Genomic DNA, 6,304 nt, shown 5'->3' with positions numbered 1-6,304 from the left:
TGTTTGGTAAGAAAAACTCTTTCGTTCTCTAAAAAACTCTCCAATCATATAGGAGCTATTTGGTATTTTATTCATGAATATAACGCCAGTTTATCTATAGAATGAAAAACTGGCGTTATCATTACTATGCAGGACTACCCGATTTTGAAAGCACCAGCATCGGTGAAAGCAGTGCAAGCACTTTCACCAATCGCCGCCAGATATGCTAGTTAGTGATGTTGGAAGGCTATGCCTTGATTCGTCAGGTGCGACACTCTTAAACCGAGTTACTAGCAGCAGTGGCAAGTTTGGTCAAAAAATGAAAAATCCAAAATTAAGAATTAAAAATTAAGAAGGCTTGCTGTTAAATTTTTAATTCTTATGGATAATCTCCACTGGCTTGAGGAAATTAAATCAATAGACCGGACGCTGGTGGGAGACAAAGCCTTCTTTTTGAGCAGAGTCATGCAGCGTGGCTATCCGGTTGTCCCCGGTTTTGTGGTTCCAGCGATCGCTACCCATGAATTTCTCGAAAGCGTCGAATGGTCAGAACCGCTGGGCTTAGATTTACCTTATTCTTCGCTACATCTGGATGTGGATAATCCCCGCCAGTTGCAGCATCTCGCCCAAAAAATTCGTCAAGAAATTACCACTGCTGCTTTACCAGAGTCTTGGCTGGAAAACATAAACTCCGCACAAGAGCGTTGGCATTCCCCAGTGTTGATTTTGCGCCCCTCTCTGGCATTGGTGGGAAGTTCGGCATCCGTACTACGAACAAGCAACTGGTCGCTAGTACAAGAGTCTGGGCTTCTGGAATCTCATACTTGTCTGGCGTCGCCAGAGGCTTTGGCTGCGGGGCTGAAATTAAGTTGGGCGGAACTGTTCCGCGCCCGAAGTTTATTTTATTGGCAGTCTTCTGGTATTCAGGTGACTCAGATAAATCTGGGAATTTTAGTGCAACCGCTGATGGAAGCGATCGCTTCTGGTACTCTGCACGTCTTACCCGAACTTTGGGAAATTCAGGCAACATGGGGAATGGGGAGGGCGCTGTTTCGCGGCGAGGTGGTTCCCGATTCCTACCAAGTGCAACCAGAAACGGGTGAAGTGCAAACCCGCAACTTGGGAATTAAAACCCGTGCCTATCGAATTAAACAATATTCTACAGACGGGTTTGAAAACAGCACGGACAGTGTTCAGGTGGCAGTAAAGGCTTATGTCGCTGGGTTGATGGCTGATGAAGGTCTAGAGCCTTATCTTCTGGACGAGGAGCAACAAAAAAATTATGCTTTGTCAGAAAAAAACTTAAATGATCTAATAAACCTGGCAAGGCAACTAAAGGCTGAACTCGGGCCAGCTTTTTCTCTGGAGTGGATAATTTCTCCCCATGCAAATGAAGGCGACAAGCTTTATCTTACGCAAGTAAGCATTCAGCAGGCAGCAGTCAACTTGAGGGAGTCGGAAGTCCGAGATTGGCAAGCAGCAGTTAGCAGTGATTCATCTATGGCTTCATTCAATTCACGGCCAGCTGTTCATTCTTTATCTTCCCGCTCATCCCCGACTAGCCACAACCCAAGGGAAGGCGATCGCGTTGTGGGGACATCTGGGCTAACACCTACAGCATCTCAGCAGCAGCACTCAATTAAGGGACTAGCAGCGGCGGCGGGACAAGCGATCGCGATCGCCCACGTATTAACAGAGCATCACACGCAGTGGTCACAAGCTGATGGAGTTTCATTACCAGCAGTTAGCGGCAAGATTTTAGTTACCAAAAACATCACTCCTGATTTGCTTCCCCTGCTACGACAGGCTGCGGGGGTGATTGCTGAACAAGGTGGAATGACTTGTCACGCTGCGATTGTTGCTAGAGAACTGGGTATTCCCGCTGTAGTTGGCGCTGTCGGTGCTAGACAACTGATTCAAAGTGGTGACTCGGTGCTACTTGATGGCGATCGAGGAGAGGTATATCGCCTTAGTGATGAAGAGTCATTAGTGATTAGTCAAAAGCCGTTAGCTAACAAACAACCGCCAATTTCCAATTTCCAATTCCCCATTGCTACTCAACTACTCGTCAACCTGAGTCAGATAAGTAGTATTGAGCGTGCAGCGAATCTTCCTGTCGATGGAGTCGGCTTACTACGTTCAGAATTGCTGGTGCTGGACTTATTGGAGGGACAACACCCCCACCGTTGGCTACAACAGGGGCGCGATCGCGAATTAGTCGGGCTTCTGTCCCAAAAGTTGTGTGAGTTTGCTGCTGCTTTTGGGCCGCGTCCGGTATTTTACCGTTCTCTGGATTTGCGATCGCACGAATTTCTCTCTTTAATTGGTTCTCGTCAAGTAGCAGCCGAAGCCAATCCGATGCTAGGTAACAGGGGAACCTTCAGCGCCACTTCTGACCCCGCCTTGTTCGATTTGGAAATGGCAGCTTTAGCCAGCGTACAGCAGTCTGGCTACACCAATATGCACTTGCTCTTGCCTTTTGTCCGCACCGTTGAGGAATTTTCCTTCTGTCGCCAGCGCGCGATCGCAGCTGGGTTAACTGAATCTGCCCAATTTCAACTCTGGATCATGGCTGAGGTGCCGTCTGTTTTGTTTCTCCTAGCAGATTACGTCAAAGCAGGCTGCATGGGCATCTCTATTGGCTCTAACGATTTGACTCAGCTGCTTTTAGGAGTTGACCGCGAACACGCACAGATGGCGAGTGCGTTTGATGAGCGTCATCCAGCAGTGATTCAAGCGATCGCGCAACTCATCGCTGGGGCAAAACAAGCGGGTATCCCCTGTTCTATCTGCGGTCAAGCTCCAGCTCAATATCCAGAATTGATTGACCAGCTAGTACAGTGGGGTATTACTTCAATTTCCGTGGAACCGGATGCAGTTGAAAGGACGTATAACGCGATCGCTCGTGCTGAACAACGCTTGATTCTCGAAGCCGCCCGTCGTCAACTTGGGTAGTTTGTGAAAGAGTTGGACGGCTTTAACCTTCCAACTCTTGCCTCAGTGGCTTTAAAACCGCAAAATTGCTGCCACCGGAGCTTCATCTGGCACTTTTTCCGGTTCCACAGCATAAACTGTGCCACCATTCAAAAGCGTATGTACGGCAGCAAAATCCACCATATCCTCATCATCCGGCTGTGGTTCCGGATGTAAATCTACCGTCATTGTATCCGGGTTAAAGTGTCCCCAATGCTGTTCGCCTACTGCCACAAACAAAGAATCAACCCGTTGATAATAAGCAGATTGAATGATTTCTTTGATGTCGTGAGATACTTTAAGCGAGTTGCCTCTAGCAACTTAATCTGCTTTTGGCTAAGAGCCAGAATGTAGAATTTCCATCATTATTGATTAGATGCAGCAGGGGCTTTAGGTGGAAGCGATCGCTTACAACTACCAAGTCTTGAAACTCTTCCGGAAGATAGTAGCAGCGAAATACATCTGGCGACACAAAAATTGCCAGTCCGTGGTCTTCGTTTTCCCAAAAATCGCCAGTATCAAGCTCATGCACTTGCTGGAACCATTCCATCGTCTGTTGATGGTCAAGTCCCATTTTATCCAAACATTCCTCTGCCTCACGAATGAGATTTTTGAACGTTAAAATAATATAGAACAAAACTCGACCAAAAAAGTGCTGGGGAAGCGGATCTTTCAAGAGGAATTAAGGGCGTTGACTCCGTTGATATGGGAGCGTGCCAATCCCTATGGCACGCTTCAGTTAGACATGCATCAGCGGCTAAAATTGGATGCTGTTTAAAGACAGAATCTTTCTAGGATGAGCTACTAGCAGAACTTCTAGATATCGCGTGTCTACTTCGTTGCAGCTTCGCTACCTTTACCCCTAAATAGATTCTTCCACATCCTCGCTTTCCTTACCAATTAGTAGCGAAATACTGCCGCAACAGGGGTATTGTCCGGTACTTTTTCCGGTTCAACAGCATATACCGTTCCTCCGTGAAAGATCGTTTGAATCGCTGCTGCATTGAGCAAATCTTCATCACCAGGACGAGCCTCATTATGTATCTCAAGTTCCATTGAGTCCGGGTCAAAATGTCCCCATCTTTGTACACCAACCGGAACAAAAAGCTGTTCTACGCGACCATAAAAGGCCCCTTGAATGACTTCATTCAAATCATTGGATCCTTTGCCAGCCGCAATTGACTCATGATAATAATCGATCGCTTTTTCCTGGTCTGCTTTAAACTGTGGCTCTATGATTGCCCATGCTTCTGCATGAAGTTCTTCTGCCGTTTGCTCCTTTGTGTTGTGTTGAATTCCTTCTTCCACAATGAAATTGTAGGTATTTGCCTCGTGATAAATCGGCAGCAAATAGCTAACGCCAGCTAGAACAAGGGGCGAGCGGCGATTGCGGAAGAAGTTATGCAAGCTTTTATCAACTAACAGGAAATATTGCAGCAAATCTTCCTTAACGTTTTCGCGCTCGCCGCCCTGTCCGTGATAGGAACCACCTGCTTGCAAAGCTGAACGACCTGCGCCCGCTCCTTGGCGGCGCTGTTCATCCTTCGCTGTTTCGTCATACTGCAAGGCTTCATCCATGCTCTTCGGCAAGCCTTCAATTTCAATTTCACGGGTGATGCCGTAGCGGTTGCATTCCACAAGGCGCACATCCCGTTGGCCGAGCGTGAGAACATAGAAGCGGTCATCTCCACTCAACAGCGGAATTAGTGGCTTGAGATGAAAGCGATCGCTTACGACTACCAGTTCAATCAGGTCGATCGGCACCCGATAGAAACGGAAGAACCCTTCTGAGATGAACAATGCTAAACCTGCGTTCTGTTGCTGCCAGAATTCATCTTCATCCAGTTGACTCGCAGGCTGAAGAAATTGGCTTGGATCAGTCGGGTGCAATTCATATTTTTCTAACTCCGCTTCCGCCTGCCGAAGTAGATTTTTAAAACGGACAGAGTTTTGCTGAGTTTCTGAACTAAGCTGCACGGTCGGCATGTAAATTGATACACACAGTCCTTGCGGCTGTTCGACGAGTTCTTTCAGTTCTTCGATCGAAAGGAAGCTCATATTATTAAGACAGGATTAAAGAGATGTGCAACGGAACCCTCATACTATAAAAACTTTTCTAGCCGAAGCCCCTGCCGAATGGTAGAAAAGAAGCTCAGAGGTCGCTCCAATACGCCATGAGAACTAGATTCAAAGGGAGTAAGGACGTTCCTCCAGAACTGTCCAGAATTGTAAGGATGTCAAATGGGTTCTATAAATTGAAACACACGAACCAGAAGAACTTTCTACCAAAGTTTTTAGTTGATCGGTGGACAATATGGTCATATTATTCAGCTCCTTTGGAGAGTATCGCTCAAAGGACAACACAAACTGACAAATTCCAATAACAAGCCGCCCTTAAAGGGAATAATTGTAGTGGCGGCAGATAATTCCTAAGATGCCATCAGCCTAAGTTCATTTCACGTCAACACTGATACTTATTCATCTTTCTTTTGACAGGAAAGTTTCTTGTTTTCTCTTTCTCCCGGCTTACGCTATCTACCATGACCAACAGCAATCAAATGAAACAGCGGCAAGTAATTGGACTGCTACCAGCAGGAGGACAAGCAACGCGAATTTCCCCTTTACCAGTTAGCAAAGAATTGTATCCGATTGGATTTCGCCGCGTGGAGGATAACAGCTTACGCCCCAAAGTCGTTTGCCATTACCTACTGGAAAAGATGCGGCTGGCAGGTATTACCAAGGCTTACACCGTGTTGCGTCCGGGTAAGTGGGATATTCCTGCCTACTTTGGCGATGGCTCCATGCTAAACATGAACATGGGCTATTTAATTATCAGTTTGCCTTTCGGTGCAGCTTACACTCTGGATCAAGCCTATCCCTTTGTGCAAGATGCTGTTGTAGCAATGGGTTTTCCTGACATTCTTTTTCAGCCGGATGATGCTTTTGTACGGTTACTCGCACGCCTTGAGGCTAGTAATGCCGATATTGTCTTGGGATTATTCCCTACGGAAGAGCCGCAAAAAGCTGGTATGGTTGATTTTGATGCCGCCGGACGAGTATACAAGGTGATCGAAAAACCACCACAGAGTCAACTGCGATATATGTGGGGTATTGCAGTTTGGACACCAGTTTTTACACAGTTTATGCACGAGCATCTGGCTGCTATCCAGGCACTCAGTAGTTTAGTACCACAGCTAGAGTTGCCGATTGGGGATGTGATTCAGGCTGGAATTGACAATGGTTTGCGGGTAGAAGCAGAGGCGTTTCCAGAGGGTACATATTTGGATATTGGCACGCCACCGGATTTAGTTCGCGCAGTTCGCCTCTTTGCTGCTGAGGAAATTTAAGCCAG

Annotated in this window: 3 protein-coding genes and 2 pseudogenes; 3 read left to right on the top strand and 2 right to left on the bottom strand. The window is 46.8% G+C overall.

From position 1 onward, the window contains the following. Positions 1–105 (top strand): annotated as a pseudogene (locus NDI42_RS24470) (IS1 family transposase); the annotation flags it as partial. A 255-nt stretch (positions 106–360) separates the two neighbouring features. After that, the gene (locus NDI42_RS24465) at positions 361–2,934 is read left to right on the top strand and encodes a putative PEP-binding protein (protein ID WP_190460159.1); all 2,574 of its coding nucleotides are present in this window, start codon (positions 361–363) and stop codon (positions 2,932–2,934) included. Between the two features lie 51 nt (positions 2,935–2,985). Here the strand turns inward: NDI42_RS24465 and NDI42_RS24460 are convergent. Next, positions 2,986–3,574: pseudogene (locus tag NDI42_RS24460) on the bottom strand (hypothetical protein); the annotation flags it as partial. Positions 3,575–3,852: 278 nt separating this feature from the next. Beyond that, entirely contained in the window at positions 3,853–5,010 is a 1,158-nt protein-coding gene (locus NDI42_RS24455) for a baeRF3 domain-containing protein (protein ID WP_190460154.1), read from the bottom strand. Between the two features lie 500 nt (positions 5,011–5,510). On the opposite strand from NDI42_RS24455, the gene NDI42_RS24450 reads away from it, so the two are divergent. Then, positions 5,511–6,299, top strand: coding sequence for a sugar phosphate nucleotidyltransferase (locus tag NDI42_RS24450; RefSeq protein WP_190460152.1), 789 nt, complete (start codon positions 5,511–5,513; stop codon positions 6,297–6,299). The last annotated feature ends 5 nt before the right edge of the window (positions 6,300–6,304 follow it).

This window comes from Funiculus sociatus GB2-C1 (assembly GCF_039962115.1).
GTDB lineage: Bacteria > Cyanobacteriota > Cyanobacteriia > Cyanobacteriales > FACHB-T130 > Funiculus > Funiculus sociatus.
The sequence above is the reverse complement of the archived record's forward strand: the minus strand, read 5'-3'. Positions and strand labels throughout refer to the sequence as shown.

Coding starts and splice junctions, on each gene's coding strand:
- NDI42_RS24450 (WP_190460152.1), top strand. CDS start 5,511: ATGAAACAGCGGCAAGTAATTGGACTGCTACCAGCAGGAGGACAAGCA.
- NDI42_RS24455 (WP_190460154.1), bottom strand. CDS start 5,010: ATGAGCTTCCTTTCGATCGAAGAACTGAAAGAACTCGTCGAACAGCCG.
- NDI42_RS24465 (WP_190460159.1), top strand. CDS start 361: ATGGATAATCTCCACTGGCTTGAGGAAATTAAATCAATAGACCGGACG.